General features: G+C 39.2%; 17 protein-coding genes. 5 read left to right on the top strand and 12 right to left on the bottom strand.

Annotated elements, in window-relative coordinates:
- Positions 1–21 precede the first annotated feature (21 nt).
- The 10 genes from P278_RS07555 to P278_RS07510 all read right to left on the bottom strand — a co-directional run bounded on the left by P278_RS07555 (position 22) and on the right by P278_RS07510 (position 9,904).
- Positions 22–1,548 carry an LptF/LptG family permease gene (locus P278_RS07555; protein ID WP_074977050.1) on the bottom strand — a complete coding sequence of 509 codons (1,527 nt, stop codon included), beginning with the start codon at positions 1,546–1,548 and terminating at the stop codon, positions 22–24.
- A 64-nt stretch (positions 1,549–1,612) separates the two neighbouring features.
- Positions 1,613–2,260, bottom strand: coding sequence for a LolA family protein (locus P278_RS07550; protein ID WP_038265441.1), 648 nt, complete (start codon positions 2,258–2,260; stop codon positions 1,613–1,615).
- A gap of 6 nt (positions 2,261–2,266) precedes the next feature.
- Positions 2,267–4,693 carry a DNA translocase FtsK gene (locus P278_RS07545; protein WP_038264510.1) on the bottom strand — a complete coding sequence of 809 codons (2,427 nt, stop codon included), beginning with the start codon at positions 4,691–4,693 and terminating at the stop codon, positions 2,267–2,269.
- A 61-nt stretch (positions 4,694–4,754) separates the two neighbouring features.
- A complete protein-coding gene (locus P278_RS07540) occupies positions 4,755–5,114 on the bottom strand; it encodes a diacylglycerol kinase (protein WP_038264506.1) in 360 nt (119 codons plus the stop codon).
- Complete coding sequence (gene tpx / locus P278_RS07535) at positions 5,111–5,614, bottom strand: thiol peroxidase (RefSeq protein WP_038265438.1); 504 nt, start codon at positions 5,612–5,614, stop codon at positions 5,111–5,113. The genes P278_RS07540 and tpx overlap by 4 nt, the downstream gene beginning before the upstream one ends.
- Before the next feature lie 123 nt (positions 5,615–5,737).
- Complete coding sequence (locus P278_RS07530) at positions 5,738–5,995, bottom strand: DUF6952 family protein (RefSeq protein ID WP_038264504.1); 258 nt, start codon at positions 5,993–5,995, stop codon at positions 5,738–5,740.
- Positions 5,976–6,290 (bottom strand): thioredoxin family protein, encoded by a 315-nt coding sequence (locus P278_RS07525; RefSeq protein ID WP_038264501.1) that lies wholly within the window; start codon positions 6,288–6,290, stop codon positions 5,976–5,978. The genes P278_RS07530 and P278_RS07525 overlap by 20 nt, the downstream gene beginning before the upstream one ends.
- Before the next feature lie 15 nt (positions 6,291–6,305).
- The gene (locus P278_RS07520; RefSeq protein ID WP_038264500.1) at positions 6,306–6,944 is read right to left on the bottom strand and encodes a peroxiredoxin; all 639 of its coding nucleotides are present in this window, start codon (positions 6,942–6,944) and stop codon (positions 6,306–6,308) included.
- 139 nt (positions 6,945–7,083) lie between these two features.
- Positions 7,084–8,595 carry a Na+/H+ antiporter NhaC gene (gene nhaC, locus P278_RS07515; RefSeq protein ID WP_038264497.1) on the bottom strand — a complete coding sequence of 504 codons (1,512 nt, stop codon included), beginning with the start codon at positions 8,593–8,595 and terminating at the stop codon, positions 7,084–7,086.
- Positions 8,596–8,704: 109 nt separating this feature from the next.
- Complete coding sequence (locus P278_RS07510; RefSeq protein WP_038264494.1) at positions 8,705–9,904, bottom strand: aminotransferase class I/II-fold pyridoxal phosphate-dependent enzyme; 1,200 nt, start codon at positions 9,902–9,904, stop codon at positions 8,705–8,707.
- A gap of 217 nt (positions 9,905–10,121) precedes the next feature.
- On the opposite strand from P278_RS07510, the gene P278_RS07505 reads away from it, so the two are divergent.
- From P278_RS07505 to lpdA, 3 genes are all read left to right on the top strand, one after another.
- On the top strand, positions 10,122–10,577 hold the full coding sequence (locus P278_RS07505) for an Lrp/AsnC family transcriptional regulator (protein ID WP_038264492.1): 456 nt from the start codon (positions 10,122–10,124) through the stop codon (positions 10,575–10,577).
- A 70-nt stretch (positions 10,578–10,647) separates the two neighbouring features.
- A complete protein-coding gene (locus P278_RS07500; RefSeq protein ID WP_200909606.1) occupies positions 10,648–11,148 on the top strand; it encodes an ankyrin repeat domain-containing protein in 501 nt (166 codons plus the stop codon).
- Between the two features lie 129 nt (positions 11,149–11,277).
- Positions 11,278–12,684: a dihydrolipoyl dehydrogenase gene (gene lpdA / locus P278_RS07495; RefSeq protein WP_038264490.1), complete on the top strand. Its 1,407-nt coding sequence runs from the start codon at positions 11,278–11,280 to the stop codon at positions 12,682–12,684.
- Between the two features lie 78 nt (positions 12,685–12,762).
- Here the strand turns inward: lpdA and P278_RS07490 are convergent, their stop codons facing one another.
- Both P278_RS07490 and P278_RS07485 read right to left on the bottom strand, forming a co-directional pair.
- Positions 12,763–13,500 carry a tyrosine-protein phosphatase gene (locus P278_RS07490; protein WP_038264488.1) on the bottom strand — a complete coding sequence of 246 codons (738 nt, stop codon included), beginning with the start codon at positions 13,498–13,500 and terminating at the stop codon, positions 12,763–12,765.
- A gap of 538 nt (positions 13,501–14,038) precedes the next feature.
- Entirely contained in the window at positions 14,039–15,772 is a 1,734-nt protein-coding gene (locus P278_RS07485) for a tetratricopeptide repeat protein (RefSeq protein WP_038264485.1), read from the bottom strand.
- Positions 15,773–16,023: 251 nt separating this feature from the next.
- On the opposite strand from P278_RS07485, the gene P278_RS07480 reads away from it, so the two are divergent.
- Both P278_RS07480 and P278_RS07475 read left to right on the top strand, forming a co-directional pair.
- Positions 16,024–16,563 (top strand): NADPH-dependent FMN reductase, encoded by a 540-nt coding sequence (locus tag P278_RS07480; protein ID WP_038264482.1) that lies wholly within the window; start codon positions 16,024–16,026, stop codon positions 16,561–16,563.
- Positions 16,564–16,906: 343 nt separating this feature from the next.
- Positions 16,907–17,704, top strand: a complete 798-nt coding sequence (locus P278_RS07475) for a polysaccharide biosynthesis/export family protein (protein WP_051413464.1) — start codon at positions 16,907–16,909, stop codon at positions 17,702–17,704.

The raw sequence follows: 17,704 nt of genomic DNA, 5'->3' as shown, positions 1-17,704 counted from the left end.
AAATTAAGTATTACTGCAATATTAGGCAGTATCCTTTTTAAAGAAGTTTTTCGTGGCATTAAAAAAGCCAACTATTTTTAGAAATATTTTATTAGAGAAAAGCCTGTCCATACTCATTACTGCTTTATCAGCCGTTGCTCTTCGGGTAAACAAGATGCCTAACGGAAGCATTATAGCGGTTGCTAACCACGAACCAACAAAAGGAGGGATGCTTCCATCCTCAGCATAGTTCTTGGCAAAAATGCCGATAAAGTGATAAGCCAAAAATAGCAGGATGGCAACCACCATAGGCAAGCCGATACCTCCTTTACGGATGATAGCACCTAAAGGGGCTCCAACAAAGAATAAAATAATACACCCTAATGCCAACGCGAATTTATCGTTGATCGCAATCCGGTGAAGCATGTAAATTTTATTTCTTCTGTTCAGATCAAATTTTTTATTACTAATGGTGGTAACGGAATTGGAGATATTATTCAAGGCGTACTCAAATAATTGTACTCTCCTGTAGTCTTCGTATTGATTGACAATATCTTCTACTGAATTAATCGCTACCGTATCTTTTATTTCCTCCTTAGGTAGGGAAATATTTAAATTTAAACTGTCCTTTTCCTCCACCGGAGCAGCATTCACAGATTTGTTCAGGTATATGATTCCCGATCTTTTATAGATATTGTCACCAAATTTGGTAATTATTTTATTGTTTTGATCCTTAAGGGAGTCTATAGCCTTTCTAAGTTCAGGAACCGTAAGCATTTTATGGGTGTTATTCACATCACCCTCCTCCAGATCTTCATTGTTTAATTCAGAAAGGTCTACATTAATGGTGTAGGTTTCAAAATGCGCCTTGGCATGCGGATAGTTTGTACTTCTATTATTCTTGGGTTTGATGTCTTCGTAATAGTTTCCATCCTTTAAAACCAATTGTAGGATATCCGATTTTTCACTACTCACCAATTCCCCTTCTTTTGCTTTAATCACGTTAATATTATCACCGGAATTATTCCGTTTATGGATAATGATGGATTTTAGCATCCGGTCATCCTCACCGTATTTATCATCCACTTTGATGTTCATGTTTGATTCACCAATATCCGAGAAGACACCTTCGGTGATGGCCAAAGCAGGTTTTACTTTCGCAATATTCCGTCTCAGGTTATACGACTTGTATTCCGCTGCAGGAATGACATTGTTAGCAAAGAAGAAAGTTCCGACCGCTAAAAATAATATAAATATAATAAGAGGTTTCATGGCTCGCTGTAAAGAGATCCCTGAAGCCTTCATGGCAGCAAATTCATAGTTTTCAGCTAAGGCTCCGAAGGTCATTATAGAAGCCAATAACACCGTTAGCGGAAGTACTTGCGGTACCAAATTAGGCATAAAATAGAATAAGAACTTGCCAATAATGACAAGATCAAGCCCTTTACCAGCCAGTTCATCAATAAACATCCATATGGTCTGGAAGACGAATATGAACATCAGGATAACAAACGAACTAGTAAAGTTGAATAAAAACCTCGCTAGAATATAACGGTCTAATATTTTCATTTAAAACAATCCTAAACTATGGTTGAGTGCTATATAAATATAGCTCAACAGCGCTGCTAAATAATTAGTTCTTTATGATATAATATCCTTCATCCTCATATTTAGCCTCGTTAAAGGTAAATAACGATTTTGAAAGAGGCTGGTTCGTTTTAAAAGAATTAACAGTTATCGTTGTTTCCGTTCCGTTTTTACCAGTCTCAATAAGGTTGTAGATGTGCTTAGTCTGTGCGTCTATACCCAAAAGGATTGTTTGTGTTTCCGAGTTTGAATCAATAGGGGTAAGTTTTACGTATTGAATTTGTCTTCCCTTCACATTTTTTGCAGCATCCCAGGCATAGCGATAGCCATCTCTGTAAAAAGTAAGCATCTTCGAAGGAGTAATGGTTCCTTCTTCTTCAGCATCCTTACTTTCGATAACTACCTCTTCATTTTCAGGAATAACGGTATAAATCTTTTGTCCATCGAACATTTTTGTTGCTCCAAGGTAATTAAAAAGATATTTATCACCCGCGATGGTTACATTGCCACGAGTTTCCTGGTGTATACTTTCCTTTTTATTTTCGAGTACGTATTTAAAGTCCACGTATATATTATCGTAACTTTTCACCTTATTGTATACTTCATCCAAAAGCGATTTAGCTTTACCACTGTTCTGAGCAAACCCTGTTAATGTAAACATTACTATCGATACAAAAAGTGCAATTTTCTTCATTGTCATTTAATTATTATTTTGTTCGTTTTCTAATAATTCTTGCAAAGATACAATATCTGGTACTAATACCTGACGAGCTTTGCTTCCTTCGAACGGACCAACGATACCGGCAGCTTCTAATTGATCGATAATTCTACCGGCGCGATTATAGCCTAGTTTTAGTTTACGCTGTAGCAAAGAAGCAGAACCCTGCTGTGCAGTTACAATTACTTCGGCCGCCTCATTAAATAGTTTGTCGCGATCAGAGATATCTACATCAATCCCCGTGCCAGAATCTTCCCCAACATACTCAGGAAGTAAAAGGGCTTCAGGGTAAGCACGTTGCGATCCGATATAATCTGTTATTTTTTCTACTTCAGGCGTGTCGACGAAGGCACATTGCAAACGAACGATATCATTCCCCTGGGTGTAAAGCATGTCTCCACGACCGATTAATTGATCGGCCCCAGGTGAATCTAAAATGGTTCTTGAGTCTATTTTCGAAGTTACTCTAAAGGCCACCCTCGCAGGGAAGTTAGCTTTAATTATACCGGTAATAACATTTACTGACGGACGTTGGGTTGCAATAATCAGGTGAATACCGATAGCCCTTGCTAACTGTGCAAGTCGCGCAATAGGAGTTTCAACCTCTTTTCCCGCGGTCATAATTAAATCAGCAAATTCATCTACCACCAAAACGATATAAGGCAAGAATTTATGTCCATCATTAGGGTTGAGTTTTCGAGCCTTGAATTTGGCGTTGTATTCTTTAATGTTACGAACCATGGCATTTTTCAAGAGCTCGTAACGGTTATCCATTTCAATACACAGAGAGTTTAGTGTATTTATAACCTTAGTATTGTCGGTGATAATGGCATCTTCACTATCCGGTAGTTTGGCCAGAAAATGTCTTTCGATCTTATTGAATAAGGTAAGTTCTACTTTCTTAGGATCTACCAGTACGAATTTAATTTCGGCAGGGTGTTTTTTGTACAGGAGGGAGGTCAGGATGGCATTCAAACCAACCGATTTACCTTGTCCTGTAGCACCAGCCATCAGTAAGTGAGGCATTTTAGCCAGATCGACCACGAAAGTTTCGTTACTCACATTTTTACCAAATGCAATCGGAAGTTCCATTTCTGCCTTTTGGTATCTGGAGGAAGCGATCACCGAACGCATTGATACAATAGATGGGTTCTTATTTGGTACTTCGATCCCTATGGTTCCTTTACCCGGGATAGGAGCAATTATTCGGATACCTAAAGCTGCTAAAGACAATGCAATATCGTCTTCGAGGTTTTTGATTTTAGAGATTCGCACTCCGGCCGAAGGTACAATTTCATATAAAGTAACCGTAGGCCCGATAGTAGCCTTTATCTGCGAAATCTCAATTTTATAATCCTTTAGGGTGCGTACAATCGTATTTTTATTTTCTTCCAGTTCTTCCTGGTTGATGGTAATACCGGTATTACCCCCATAATCTTTCAGGAGTTCCAGCGTCGGAAATTTGTAATGACTTAGATCCAGTTTAGGATCAAACTCACCAAAATCTTTTACCAGCCTGTCAGAAAGAATATCAGTTTCTTCTTTTTCTTCTTCTACTTTTTCTACCTGTATTTGAAGCTCATCGCTTGACGCTGTCGCCGGTTCAGGTTTAGCGGTAGCAACAGGAGCATCGTCTTTAGCAAGTTTAACCTCAAAAGAGTTTTCGATGTCTACATCCGAAATTTCAGAGGCTTTGGTATCATTCACAATGGAAGTGGTGGCAGCAATTTCGTTGTCTTCAACCGTATCTGTATTTTCTTCAACATCCTCGTTATTGGACGATGGTTTTTTACTGGCCAATTCCGAGGCAAGGTCCTTTTTGGCAGACTTAAAGAAATTGAGCACTTTTTCCGGTGTTGCTCCCCAGCGTGTTACTGCGTAAATTACAAAGGTGAAGGTCAGTAGGAGAACAATCCCTAACTTACCGATATATGACTGTAAGAAGTCATTGAGTTCATATCCGATGACACCACCTAATAAGGGTTCCTGTTGGGCAAAGAATCCAAGAAGGATAGAGAACCATAAAATGATTAAGATGCCCCAGAACCATCGGTTGTATAGTTTTTTCTTCTCTAGGTTTAAAAAATAGAAGCCGCCTGTAATAAACATGAGTACAGGGATTACAATGGCAGTAATACCAAAACCTTTATAGATGAAAAGGTGACTGATAGAAGCGCCAAATTTGCTCAGCCAGTTTTTGGCTTCGGCATTCCTGTTACTAAACTCAGAGAGTATGCTTTGATCTTGCTGCCATGTAAAAAAATAAGAAACAAAAGCCATGAGGAAGGCTATACTCAACAGCATGAGAAGGCTACCAAAAATAATTTTTTGCTTATTAGAGAATGTAAATTTGGGAAGCGTAGTAGTAGTAGCTTTTTTAGTCTTTGGTTTCGATTTTTTTCTAGCCATTAGCAAAGTTAGGTTTGTAACAAAAATACAAATTACAAACGTATAGAATCAATTTATATTTTTAAAATATTTTAGGGAGGTAGATGATCAGTCCTACAACAATAGCGGCAATGGCAGTCATGAAAACCGCTCCGGCAGCTATGTCTTTTATAAAACCGATTTTTTTATGGTGCTCAGGATGTACAAAATCAGCCATTTTCTCAATCGACGTGTTCACTCCTTCTACACCCATGATAAGACCAATGGTTAAAATTTGAATGGCCCATTCAGAGGCTGAAATTTCAAAAAAGAATCCGGCTATAGTTACCAGAATGGCAATGCCTGTTTGTATTTGAATACTGGATTCGGTTTTAACTAAAAGATACGCCCCGCGAAAGGCGTATCCAATACTTTTTATCCGATCTTTTATAAAGTGATTCATGAATTCTTTAAAGCTTCAATCGCACTATCATAGTCAGGTTCTTCAGTAACTTCCTGAACTTGTTCGGTATACGTCACTTTACCATTTTCATCGATAATAACAATAGCCCTGGCCAATAGTCCTTTAATAATGCCATCGGTATAGGTCAGCTTGTAGTTTTGCCCGAATCCATTTCTGAAATCAGAAAGGGTAATCACATTGTTCAAACCTTCAGCGGCACAAAATCGAGACATCGCAAATGGGAGGTCTTTGGAGATGCATAGCACTTTTGTGTTGTCTGATTCACTTGCTATTTTATTAAATCGGTGCATGGAAGCCGCGCAAGTGCCTGTGTCAAGACTGTGGAAAATGTTTAAGACCACTTTAGAGCCTTTATAAGTATCCAGAGTTACTTCCTCAAGATCTCCGTTAACCAGGCTGAAGTTCGGAGCTGTTTCTCCTTTTTTCGGCAATTCACCTTCTGTATGTATAGGCGAACCTTTAAAGTATACTGATGCCATAATTTTCATTTTTTTTAATTCCCTTTAAAGGTAGAAATTAATACGAAGGAAATAAATTTTATGGAAAGAAAAATCCCCGAATGTTTCCATTCGGGGATTTTCTTTTTCTATAGCATTTTTCCCTTATTTGTCTATGGACCCAAGCACACGTTCCATAAAAGTATTAAGAGCTTCTTTTTGTGACATACCATCTTTCTTCATTTTATCAACTTCGATGGCTCCATACATGTTTGAGATGAGTTCGCCAATTACGTCGAGCTCTTCATCTTTTAAAGAAGATACTTCAGTGATCGACTCTAACGTTTCAATTGCTTCGATGACAAAATCTTCGTCGTTTTCCTCAATAAAATTAGTGAGGTGTTTAATTATTGGCAGCTTCATCTACAAAGGCTTTTAATACGTCTGTTTTATTTGTTTGTACCTGGTTTACCAATTCACCACCTTTAAAAGCAGCAAACGTTGGTAAGTTGTCAACTTTAGCCAGTTTTCTGGACTCCGGAAACTTCTCCGCATCAACGATAACAAATACAGCATTTTCGTGCTCCTGTGAAAACTTTTTAAATTTGGGCTTCATAATACGGCAGTTACCGCACCACCCGGCAGAGAACTGCACTAATACGTTATCGTTTTCAGCTACTATATCCTGCAAGTTGTCTTGCGATAATTCCTGTATCATGATCTTTTTCTTTTTTTAGTTTAAACTTAGGTAATCAGCAACACCTTTTCTGTCCGCAGTCATAGCAGTTTTACCTTCTTCCCAGTTTGCAGGACATACTTCACCGTTTTTCTGAACATGAGTGTAAGCGTCAATTAATCTTAGGTATTCGTTTACGTTTCTACCTAATGGCATATGGTTGATGCTTTCGTGGAATACAGTTCCTTCCTCGTCAATAAGGTAAGTAGCTCTGTAAGTTACGTTGTCACCTTCGTAAAGGTAAGTGTTTGTTTCCTCGTCAAAAGTCTCATTGGTAAGATCTAAAATACCAAGTACGTTGGCAAGGTTACGGTTACTGTCAGCTAATAGTGGGTAAGTAACACCTTCGATACCACCATTGTCTTTTTCTGTGTTTAACCATGCAAAGTGAACTTCAGCAGTATCACAAGAAGCACCGATAACAATTGTATCTCTCTTTTCGAATTCGCTTAAAGCTTCCTGAAATGCATGTAACTCAGTAGGACAAACAAAAGTGAAGTCTTTTGGGTACCAGAAAAGCAATACTTTTTTGTTGTTCTTTTTTGCTTCTTCTAATACGTTTAGTTTAAAAGTGTCTCCCATTTCGTTCATAGCGTTAACAGCTATGTTTGGGAATTTTTTACCTACGAATGCCATATTCTTTTGTTGTTTTTATGGGTTAATAATTCGAGGGCAAAATTAAAAAGGTTTTCGTTATTGAAAACCTTTTTGAATTGTATTCGCTTATTTAATTATAAGTTTTGTATATGGAGTCTGAAAATCAGATAGTTTACAGTTATGAAAGCACATCTTCGAGTTTAGCCTCTTTTTGTCCAGCCAGCCTTCTTATTTTAATATTCAAAGCCGCATAGAGTAAGGTCATAAACGGACTCAGGTAGTTGAAGAAGGCATAACCTGCAAAGGCGAAGGTGTCAACCCCTAAAACTTTACTATGGTAGGCTCCGCAAGTATTCCAGGGTATTAATACTGACGTTACGGTTCCTGAATCTTCAAGCGTTCTACTTAAGTTTTCAGGCGCCAGTCCTTTGTCTTTATAGGCCTGTGCAAACATTTTACCAGGTACTACAATAGCCAGATACTGATCAGAGGCAGTGGCATTTAGAGCAAGACAAGAGGTTACTGTACTTGCAAACAATCCAAAAGTGGTATGGAATAATTTCAATAACGCCTCTGTTATTTTGCTTAGTGCTCCAATTGCTTCCATGACACCACCAAAAACCATGGCACATATAATAAGCCAGATGGTGCCCAGCATACCATACATTCCACCTGCCGAGAACAAATCGTTCAGATCTGCATTGGTAGTTTCGATAGCGGTATCTACCGTCATGGAATTCATGATCCCAACATAAGCACTTCTAAAGTTTAACTGATCACCACCTCCAATTGTAGCCACTACGTCCGGTTGGAAAATGATAGCAAAAAGGCCTCCTAACAAAGTACCAATGAGTAAGGCTATCAGTGGTTGCGTTTTTCTTATAATCATAAAGATGACCAGTACGGGTACCAGAAATAGCCATGGGGTTATATAAAAAGATTCTTCTATAGAACTTAGTATCCCTGCCGTGTCCGGTGCACCCGATGTATCAATGGTGAATCCAAGTATAATGAATATGATAATTGTAACGGTAATGGTGGGAACAGTGGTAAGTGACATATAACGGATGTGGGTAAATAAGTCCGTTCCGGCCATAGCAGGTGCCAAGTTAGTCGTATCACTTAAAGGCGACATCTTATCCCCGAAATAAGCACCCGATAGTACAGCACCGGCAGTCATACCTAAAGAGATTCCCAAAGCATCTCCAATTCCGATCAGTGCAATACCCACGGTAGCAGAGGTGGTCCAGCTGCTTCCTGTTGCGATCGAAATGATCGCACAAATGATTACGCAGGCTGCCAGGAAAATAGTCGGATTTAATATCTGAAGGCCGTAATAGATCATCGATGGAATAATACCGCTGATAAGCCAGGTTCCGGAAAGAGCTCCAACAAAGAGTAAAATGAGGATGGCTCCGGTGGTTGACTTCACATTTTGCGCCACCTCTTCGATCATGGTGTCATAAGGGACCTTATTAAAGAATCCCACAATGGCAGCCACAGCACCTCCCATCAATAAAATAAATTGGTTCGAACCACTCAATGCATCGCCTCCATAGACAAAAACATTATAGGCCAGCATTCCGATAAGTGCAAAGACAGGAATTAACGCTTCCCATATATTTAATTCCTTATTCGTGATAACTTCCTCGTCTTGAGGTTTTTGGGGTTTTATGTCTTTGCTTTCCATGTATGTTTCGAAATTATAAAGCCGTAATTATACAATAATATTTGATGTTCTGCAAATAGAAAAAAGCCTGAAGATTTCTTCAGGCTCTTGGTTTTTAGTGTGTGTTAAACTAAAGAATATTCAACTCAATCATGCATTGTTTCATGAGTGAATATGTACGTTCTATATCGTTATCTAAGCCGATAGAAAATCTGATCAACCCATCGGTAAGTCCCATTTCTACTTGCTCTTCCTCTGGTATTTCAGAAGAAGTTGAAGTTCCGGGTGCACTGAACAAAGTCTTATAGAAACCTAAACTTACAGCAAGGTAGCCCAGGTTTCTGTCTTGCATAAGTTCCATGAGGTCATTAGCTTTTTCTAATGAACCAACATCTATGGTGACCATTCCTCCATAGCCATATTCTTTGTTTACTTGTTTTTCCATGAGGGTATGCCCCGGATGAGAGCTCAAACCGGGATAGCTTACTTTTAAACCGTCTTGTTCGAATCGCTCTGCCAGGTAATGAGCATTTTCACTATGCTTTTTGACACGAATGTGTAGCGTACGCATGTTTTTCAAAATAGAAGCTGCTCTGTAGCTGTCCATAGTGCTTCCTAGCAACATACCTGCTCCGTCATTTACGTCTTTTAAGCTTAAACAGAATTCGGTAGTACCACAAACCACACCGCCGACACAATCACTACTTCCGTTAATAAATTTTGTTAAGCTATGGATTACTACATCTGCCCCAAGTTTTGCCGGAGAGATATTAAGCGGTGAAAAGGTATTGTCTACAACCAGTGGAATATTATGTTTCTTAGCAATTTCAGAAAGTCCTTGAATGTCTGCTACTTCCAAAAGCGGATTACTGATGGCTTCGCAATACAAAACTTTTGTTTCCGGGGTAATAGCCGCCTCAACTGTATCAAGTTTAGTGATATCAACAAAGGAGGTGTTAATGTTGAGTTTTGGCAGGAAATTTTTCATAAAGGCATAAGTCCCCCCATATATTGTTCGACTGGTAACGATATGATCACCTGTGCCGCATAGCTGCATGATCACAGCAGTAATAGCTCCCATACCACTGGCGGTAACATTGGCCGTTTCGGTACCTTCCATGGCCGCAAGAGCCTCACCCAGGTATAGGTTAGAAGGCGAGGAGTGACGAGAATATAGGTAACATCCTTCCGTATTTCCTTCAAAGGTATCGAACATGGTTTTTGCCGATAAAAAGGTATAGGTGGAAGAATCGGAAATCGATGGATTGACCCCTCCGAATTCACCAAAATATTGCAAGTCTTGTATTTTATCTGCCGGTTTGAATTTCATATGTGTGTGTTTAAAATGATCAATAATTAGGTCTTATAATGCGGAGGCCAATTATGATGAGCTAACGCATCTATTTTTCATCAAATTGAATTATAATTGGTTAAATAATCAATAGTATGTGTGTTATTTAGAAAATAAATCTTTAAATTATTAATATGGTAGATATATATTCATATTTTTGATAAAAGTGTTTTGAAACGATTAAAATATTTCAGCTATGTTGGATGCCACCGATAAAAAATTATTGAAGTTGCTGCAAACCGATGCTAAAAAAACAAACAAAGAGCTGTCTGTTAAGTTAGGATTGTCGGTTACTGCGATCTATGAGCGGATACGTAAGCTGGAGCGTAACGGGGTGATAGATCGCTATGTGGCGCTGGTAGACAGAGCCAAGGTTCGCAAGGGGTTTTCCGTTTTTTGTCATATTAAGCTCATTCAGCATTCACGTGACTATATAAAAGTATTTGAAGCAAAGGTGGCAAAGCTTACCGAGGTGCTGGAGTGTTATCACGTAAGTGGTGATTATGACTATATACTGAAAATTGTTGTCGACGATATGGATGCCTATCGGGAGTTCATGATCAATAAATTAACCACGATAGAGTACATTGGAAGTACCCACAGTATCTTCACGATTGGAGAGGTTAAGAATACGACCATTGTGGAGGTATAGTCTAAAACTATGTTAAGGAATCGGGAGCTTGTTCATTAATAGCGTAACTTAAGAGTTTAAGTAAATCGTTATGAATAGAAAACAATTTATGAGAACCGGTATTGTTACGGCTTTATTTCCTGCTATGACCTTGCGGGCGGGTACCCAGATGGGTACTGATGAAAAGTTAGATCCGTTATTGGTGAAAGAATTTGTTGGGAAGGCTCATACCGATATCGATCGGGTTAAAGTCTTGTTAGCAAATCATCCTACCTTGTTAAACGCTGCTCATGACTGGAAAAGAGGTGATTTTGAAACCGCTTTGGGGGCCGCTTCTCATGTAGGAAACAAAGAGATTGTGAATTTTTTAATAGCTTCTGGCGCCCAGACCAATATATTTACTGCATGCCTGTTCGGACAGTTAGAAGTGGTAAAGTCATTGATTCAATTATTTCCCGATACCCTTCATGCTTTGGGACCTCACGGATTTACCCTATTGCATCATGCAGAGCGGGGAGGAGATGAAAACCAGGAGCTTGTTAAATATCTTAAAGGTTTAGGTTTAACCAGGACAAAAGTAACTTTATACTAAGAAAATGTAAACATTATGGCTGTCCCGTAAAACATTTGTATTTTTGTTTCCGGTTTGAACTCGTTTGATCTTTGCTAATAAAGATAAAATGAGTTCTTTAAATGTTTAAAACTTACAACAAAATATATTATGAACCAATACGATGTGGCCATAATTGGCTCAGGTCCGGGTGGGTATGTAGCAGCAATTCGTTGCGCTCAATTAGGAATGAAAACTGCTATCATTGAAAAGTATTCAACCCTTGGAGGTACATGTTTAAATGTTGGATGTATTCCTTCTAAAGCCCTATTAGATTCTTCTCATCATTATCACGATGCTGTTAAACACTTTGAAGAGCACGGTATTGAAATTCCGGGTGAGGTAAAAGTGAACCTTGAAAAAATGATCGCTCGTAAGCAATCAGTTGTTGAGCAGACATCATCAGGGGTGAAGTTTTTAATGGATAAAAACAAGATTGATGTGTACGAAGGTCTGGGGAGTTTTGCAGATGCTACGCACATTGATATCAATAAAAATGATGGTTCTACGGAGCAGATAGAAGCTAAGAATATCATCATTGCTACCGGTTCGAAGCCGTCGACCCTTCCATTTATTGAAATCGATAAGGAACGTATCATAACATCAACGGAAGCTTTAAAGTTAAAAGAGATCCCTAAGCACCTTGTAGTAATTGGTGGAGGGGTAATCGGATTAGAGCTTGGTCAGGTGTATCGTCGTTTAGGTTCAGAGGTAACTGTGATAGAATTTATGGATCGAATTATCCCTACCATGGATGCAGATCTTTCTAAAGAATTGAATAAGGTTCTTAAAAAGCAAGGCTTTAAGATCAATGCCAGTCATAAGGTAAAAGAGGTGACCAGAGACGGAGATAAGGTGATCGTAAAAGCAGACGACAAGAAGGGTAAAGAAGTAGTATTTGAAGCTGATTACTGTTTGGTTTCTGTTGGTAGACGTCCGTATACAGATGGTTTGAATGCAGATAAAGCAGGCGTGAAGCTTAATGAAAGAGGACAAGTAGAAGTAAATGATCATTTACAGACCAATGTTTCTAATATCTATGCGATCGGTGATGTGGTAAAAGGAGCGATGTTAGCGCATAAAGCGGAAGAAGAAGGAGTGATGGTTGCTGAGATCTTAGCAGGACAAAAACCACATATCGATTACAACCTGATTCCTGGAGTGGTTTATACCTGGCCGGAAGTAGCAGCAGTAGGGAAAACCGAGGCTGAGCTTAAAGAAGCAGGGGTGAAGTACAAGGCAGGGAAATTCCCGATGCGTGCCTTAGGACGTGCAAGAGCCAGTATGGATATCGATGGATTCGTAAAGATCCTTGCCGACGCTGAAACTGATGAAGTATTAGGTGTACACATGGTAGGCGCTCGTGTAGCTGATTTAATTGCAGAAGCAGTAACCGCTATGGAATTTCGTGCAAGTGCTGAAGATATATCACGTATGAGTCATGCGCATCCAACCTATGCTGAAGCGGTAAAAGAAGCTGCTTTAATGGCAACAGACAACAGACCATTGCATGTTTAAAAGCATTGATGTATAACATAAATAAAAAAGGAGGTGAATATTCACCTCCTTTTTTTATATGGTTCTTATAATTGAGTCTTAAAACTCAAAATCACGTTTGGTATTGATGACTGCGCGTTCTAAATAAGGAATTAGTTTCTTAGAAACCTTCAACTCTTTTAATTGTTTAAGGTGACGTTCGTGGTGTGCATCGGTAGCAATATAATCGATCATGCCGTTCGTAAGCAATTGCTCTGCTTTTTTCTGCACTCCCGATCCGTAATTTCCGCTAAGCGAAAGTATGTTCAGTTGAAAGGCACATCCTCTTTCTTTAATGCGCTCATAACTTTTTAGTCCGCTGATATACATATAGCGTTCCGGGTGAGCAAAGACCATTTCATATCCCTGGTTCCCCATTTCAAAAAGCATATCGTCGAATTGCATCGGTTTTGAAATAAATCCCGTTTCAACCAAAACGGTATTTCCTTTCAGTGGTAACAAGGTTTTGTTGGCTGTCATATTCATGAATTGCTGATCCATTAAATGTTCGGCAGCAGCCATCACTTGAATGCCATGGTCATCAAAGTTTTTGTCCGATGAAAGTGTTTCCAGGGCATTATTGATCTTATGAGCATCCAACTTATAGTAGTCCTCCATCATATGAGGGGTAGCAATAATATTCTTAAAACCAAGCGATTTATAGAGCTCGAGCATTTTGAGGCTTACATTCACATCCTTGGCACCATCATCAAGAGATGGTAACAGGTGACAATGGATATCTGTAAAATCCTCAAGCAGGTCTGCAACAAAATGTTTTGAAGAAAATATTGATAGCATAAAATGTTTGTTTTGTTGTTTTAAAATATAGATTTGGGGAAATCTTCATTCAAAGTTTCGCAAAGATAATTGGAAAAAATGGAACGATTAAGGAATTAACATAGAATCCTTGCGCATGAACTATCCGACACCAACAAACAAAGTTATAGTGAAATCAGCTCGCCATGGCTTAGGGTATTTCGCTTCCTGATTGTTAATAACTTATAGGAGCTTTGAACATGTTAAAGTTATAAATATGGGTTTGCTTTTAAATTAAGTGCGTATCTTGAACGCAACCTTTAGACAGAAGTGGCATCTAAATAAAAAAGAGGTGATGTGTTCACCTCCTTTTCAATCTAAACTAACTAACTCAAATTCTGGTAAACGGCTAGGTTTACCAAATGTTTTTAAAAATCAAACTGGGCATGATGTGTGAGAACATTTTTTTGTTTAGTGGATCTAAAAATATGTATACATGTCCAGTTTGATTTATTCTTCTCATACGCTTTATTATTAATTATTTTTATTTATTGATACTCGTAAGTTTCCTTCGAGTGGTTTATTTTATTCTTGATGTTGTTATCGTAATATCGGCAGTGGCCCAGCTATCTGCTAATAATTTTTCAAGCTCCGATACTTTATCTTTATTGTTCATTTTTTCATACGCCAGTTTCATCCCCTGTTGCGCCCAACCATTTCTAGGGAGTATCTTCAAGTCCGCTTCATAAGTAGCTATGGCATCTTCATAAGCCCCCGCCTCAATTTGCACAGCCCCCAGGTGATGGCGAACAGAAAAGAACCAATCAGGCGGTTCCTGGTAATTCAGGGCATCTTCGATAGCTACCGCTTCTTTAAGCAGGGCGATACTTTCATCGTATTTTTCTTCACTGGCTAAAAGTTCAGCCTCCAAAACCTTTTCAGCAATTTGAACTATGTTAGACATAGAGTTGATGCCCCAGATGGTCATATCTTCCAGCGATTCATCCTGTGCTTTCAGCTTAAGAGCGGCCAGTTCTTTCTTAGCCTCATCCAAATTCCCTTTTCCTAAATAAGCCATTCCTCTGGCGTAATTTTGTACTGCATTAGGGTATTTCAGGGTATCTGTAACCAATTCCATGGCGAGGATATCATCCCATTTTCCTAATTTCACTGCCACATAATACGGTATCATATAAAAGTGTTGCAGGGTGAACCATTCCGGTTGTTTCATAATATCCGGATGAATTTGTTCAGCCAGTTTTTGGGCACCTACCATGGCCCAATGACTATTCCCTTCAAGGGTAGCCGTTGCAGCCAGGAAGTGATAGTTATGCGGGTAGTAGGCTAGCGGATAAATTCCCTGGGCGTGACAAGCCGTTACATAGGCGCTGTCTACCGCTACCGCATTAATATTAGCCACCGTTCCCTTATGGTAATGCCCCGTACGAATGTAGGTATGCGAAGGCATATGGGTCAGGTGTCCGGATCCTGGCACAAGTCCGTTATCGAACATAGCAGCACTTTTAAGCGATCTTTCTGGGTTGGTAGAGGCCTCGACGGCATGAATATAAAAGTGATGTGCGCCAGGATGGTTTGGGTTTTTTGTCATTATATCTTCGAGCAATGCCACTATTTCCGGGGTCCACGATTTAGGAAACCCGTCTTTGGTATATAGATCCCACGGATGCAGATCCATAACCGACTCTGCATAGAGTGCAGCGATCTCAGGATCTTCCGGGTATTTACCGTATAGTTCCTTCATGGCGTCCGAATAGGCGATATCCAGGTGACTGCGATCATCAATAGGTTCAGCTACATATCTTTCGGCTAGGGCAGCAATGAGATCTTTTTCTTTGGCAGAGGCATTAGCTGCCAGTTCTTTAGCTTTTTGAATGGCCTTATAGGCACGTTCGTAGTTATCAGGCTCCATCCCGGCGTTGTAATTCGGTCCAAGCACATAGGCATAGCCCCAATAGCACATGGCGCAATCCGGATCGAGTTGGGTAGCATAGTAGAACGATCGTGCAGCTTCGGCATGATTGAATCCATAAGCTAATACCAATCCCTGGTTAAAGTATTGTTGAGCTTTTTCGTTTTTGGTGGTAATCGGGTAATTTAAAACATCAAGGCCTTCAATAAGTGGAGCCTTGTTGTTAGTAGTATACCAATCCGCATCCGTAGTTTTAGGCGCACAACCGTATTTTGAAGTAACCTGTTCTTCGACGGTGGCTACGTCTTCACTACTCTTGGATTCTTTTTTACAGGAAAGTAAAAAGAAAAGTACACCTATAATATATAGGGGCGTTCTTTTCATAGTGGTTTAGTTGGATTGGTTAGGTCTTTTAAATTTACAAAAAAATATTTATTAACAAGTTATAAACAATTGATTTTTAAATTTTTATATCAAAAATTTTTTGTTTCAAACGGGGTGTAGATTGTAATAATGCCTAAAATAAAGGGTTCCGGCCGGTTACAATAAGGGGTGAAAAATAAAACAGGTATGATATCTCAAGCCGGTTAGTTATATTTGTTAATAGCCATTAACCAACTTTGAAAACGACAACCATGATAAAAATCTTAGCTTTTGCCGGAAGTAATTCTTCCACCTCCAAGAATTTTCAATTGATCCAGCATACGGTTTCTTTAATAGAAGGGTATGATGTTCAGGTACTTAATATGAGTAAGATGCCTTTTCCGTTATTCAGTGAAGATCTGGAGCGGGAGGAAGGTTATAAGAATTCATTATTGGAATTAAAGGATGAAATTCAGAAAGCCGATGCCTTGATTTTATCAGTAAATGAACACAACGGAAATCCGTCCGCGTATTTCAAAAACCTTATCGATTGGTTATCGAGGGTAGACAGAGATTTTCTGGAAGACACGAAGGTCTTTTTAATGAGTACCTCTCCGGGTAGAAGAGGTGGTGCCGGTTCATTGGCGGTCACCAAAGATCTCTTACCCCGTTTTGGAGCAGAAATTATAACCACCTTTTCGCTACCTTCCTTCAATCATTTTTTCTCTAAGGAAGAAGGCATAACCGAAGAACCTTATAAAACAGATCACCACGAGCGATTACAAGACTTTCTTTTCGCCCTGGAGTTCTAGTCATTCCTGTCATTCCGCATTTGTCTGTCATTCCGCATTTATTGCGGAATCCATTTCTAATGGCGCAAACAATTCCTGCCCCCTGCACCCCTAAAGGGGCGAAATTGTTTTTGTTGCTTTATGTCATTCCATACTCGTTAAGGAATCCCTCACCCAAAGTTTTACAAATAGTAAAAACACTTTTATCAATAGTACAAACCCAAAAACTTATTCACTAACTTATTAACTTTAAGCCTAAAACCATTAAAAAAGGAACTTTTGCTCTGCGTCACGTAAGAAAATAACCTATACGCCGTTATTGATTTTTAAAAGCATTCTTTATATTTGCCGAAATTTAATTCAAATGATCAAAAGCAATACGATGAAAATTGGTGTGATTTGTGGTTTAGTCGCATTAGTTTTATCTTCCTGCGTATCGCGACAGAAACTGGCCTATTTCCAGAATATGGAGCGTATCGACGGGAATACTACCCCGAATTACTATACAACCGTTATTGAAAACAACGACCTATTGAACATTACGGTATCCCCATCAGGGGCTACGGAAATGGATTTGAAGTTGGTTCAGCCTTTTAATTTACCGGTTACACCTGCTCCTAATGTTACAGGTACCATTACCGGGCAACCTCGTCTGCAATCGTATTTGGTGGATAATAAGGGTAACATCGATTTCCCGGTATTGGGGCAATTGCATGTAGCAGGCTTGACCCGTCAGGCGTTGATTGAGTTGTTGAAGACCCGCATTTCGGAATATGTAAACAACCCGATCATCAACGTCCGTATTGACAATTTTAAAGTATCTGTCTTGGGAGAGGTAAAGATGCCAGGTTCCTATCAGATCGAAGACGAACGTATTACTTTACCCGAAGCATTGGCTTTGGCCGGGGACATGACGATTTACGGTCGACGCGATAATGTGTTGGTCATCAGAGAAACAGAAGGGATTAAAAAGTACGCATACCTTGATCTGACTAAAAGTGATTTTATCGATTCTCCATATTATTACCTACAGCAAAACGACGTGGTGTATATAGAACCAAATAAGGCACAGATGCAGGCATCTGCTTATAACCGTAACATCCCCATTTTTATATCCGTAGCTTCGGTTTTAATTTCCATAGCTATTTTAATTACCAAGTAA

The sequence above is a fragment of the Zhouia amylolytica AD3 genome, assembly GCF_000511935.2.
Taxonomy (GTDB): Bacteria; Bacteroidota; Bacteroidia; order Flavobacteriales; family Flavobacteriaceae; genus Zhouia; species Zhouia amylolytica.
Note: the sequence above shows the minus strand (reverse complement) of the source record. Positions and strands in the feature narration are given on the sequence as shown.

Excerpts from the sequence above, each read along its gene's own strand:
- P278_RS07555 (WP_074977050.1), bottom strand. The coding sequence starts at position 1,548 with ATGAAAATATTAGACCGTTATATTCTAGCGAGGTTTTTATTCAACTTT.
- P278_RS07550 (WP_038265441.1), bottom strand. The coding sequence starts at position 2,260 with ATGAAGAAAATTGCACTTTTTGTATCGATAGTAATGTTTACATTAACA.
- P278_RS07545 (WP_038264510.1), bottom strand. The coding sequence starts at position 4,693 with ATGGCTAGAAAAAAATCGAAACCAAAGACTAAAAAAGCTACTACTACT.
- P278_RS07540 (WP_038264506.1), bottom strand. The coding sequence starts at position 5,114 with ATGAATCACTTTATAAAAGATCGGATAAAAAGTATTGGATACGCCTTT.
- tpx (WP_038265438.1), bottom strand. The coding sequence starts at position 5,614 with ATGGCATCAGTATACTTTAAAGGTTCGCCTATACATACAGAAGGTGAA.
- P278_RS07530 (WP_038264504.1), bottom strand. The coding sequence starts at position 5,995 with ATGAAGCTGCCAATAATTAAACACCTCACTAATTTTATTGAGGAAAAC.
- P278_RS07525 (WP_038264501.1), bottom strand. The coding sequence starts at position 6,290 with ATGATACAGGAATTATCGCAAGACAACTTGCAGGATATAGTAGCTGAA.
- P278_RS07520 (WP_038264500.1), bottom strand. The coding sequence starts at position 6,944 with ATGGCATTCGTAGGTAAAAAATTCCCAAACATAGCTGTTAACGCTATG.
- nhaC (WP_038264497.1), bottom strand. The coding sequence starts at position 8,595 with ATGGAAAGCAAAGACATAAAACCCCAAAAACCTCAAGACGAGGAAGTT.
- P278_RS07510 (WP_038264494.1), bottom strand. The coding sequence starts at position 9,904 with ATGAAATTCAAACCGGCAGATAAAATACAAGACTTGCAATATTTTGGT.
- P278_RS07505 (WP_038264492.1), top strand. The coding sequence starts at position 10,122 with ATGTTGGATGCCACCGATAAAAAATTATTGAAGTTGCTGCAAACCGAT.
- P278_RS07500 (WP_200909606.1), top strand. The coding sequence starts at position 10,648 with ATGAATAGAAAACAATTTATGAGAACCGGTATTGTTACGGCTTTATTT.
- lpdA (WP_038264490.1), top strand. The coding sequence starts at position 11,278 with ATGAACCAATACGATGTGGCCATAATTGGCTCAGGTCCGGGTGGGTAT.
- P278_RS07490 (WP_038264488.1), bottom strand. The coding sequence starts at position 13,500 with ATGCTATCAATATTTTCTTCAAAACATTTTGTTGCAGACCTGCTTGAG.
- P278_RS07485 (WP_038264485.1), bottom strand. The coding sequence starts at position 15,772 with ATGAAAAGAACGCCCCTATATATTATAGGTGTACTTTTCTTTTTACTT.
- P278_RS07480 (WP_038264482.1), top strand. The coding sequence starts at position 16,024 with ATGATAAAAATCTTAGCTTTTGCCGGAAGTAATTCTTCCACCTCCAAG.
- P278_RS07475 (WP_051413464.1), top strand. The coding sequence starts at position 16,907 with ATGATCAAAAGCAATACGATGAAAATTGGTGTGATTTGTGGTTTAGTC.